This window comes from Pseudoalteromonas sp. SG44-17 (assembly GCF_014164235.1).
GTDB lineage: Bacteria > Pseudomonadota > Gammaproteobacteria > Enterobacterales > Alteromonadaceae > Pseudoalteromonas > Pseudoalteromonas rhizosphaerae.
This window is the reverse complement of record NZ_JACJEV010000100.1, coordinates 1-551: the sequence shown is the minus strand read 5'-3', so window position 1 is coordinate 551 and position 551 is coordinate 1. Positions and strand designations below refer to the sequence as shown.

General features: G+C 39.9%; 1 pseudogene. It reads right to left on the bottom strand.

Annotated elements, in window-relative coordinates:
• A pseudogene (locus H5182_RS22650) lies at positions 1-551 on the bottom strand (hypothetical protein); the annotation flags it as partial.

The window sequence follows — 551 nt, the reverse complement described above, 5'->3', positions numbered from 1 at the left end:
GTAGCGATGATGGTGGCGTTGCCTTGGCTATCGAGTTTAATTTCGCCGCCGGCGTTATGAATGATTAAATCGCCTTGCCCAGAGCCTGTGATGTTAATTGACTTACTGGTTTGTAAAAACGTTGAGCCATTTGGTACGTTGAGCTTTAAATCACTGTTATTAGTCTTTAGTAAAATATCACTTTGCGCGTTTATTTTAACCGCACGCCCCGAAATTAATGACAGCTCTTGGTCAGCTTTAACATCGATTTTTTTACCTGTGAACGCGATGTTGCCGGCACTTTGGTAATTGATATTGCCGTTGTTAGTTTGTTGTTTGAGTTCATTTTTAACATCAATAAATTGATTGTTCTTTATCACAAACTGTACATTGTTTTGCTCGGTTTCTAGGCAGAGGTCTTTTCCTGCGTGCAAGTTTATAGTGCCTAGTTGGCTTATCCATTCTATGAATTGGCGGCCAGACTGTTTGGCGTTTAGCTCAAAGTAATGTTCACTGGCAAGGGTTTGTAAAATAACTTTTGGCTCATTGTCGTCATCATCAAATAGTAGTTC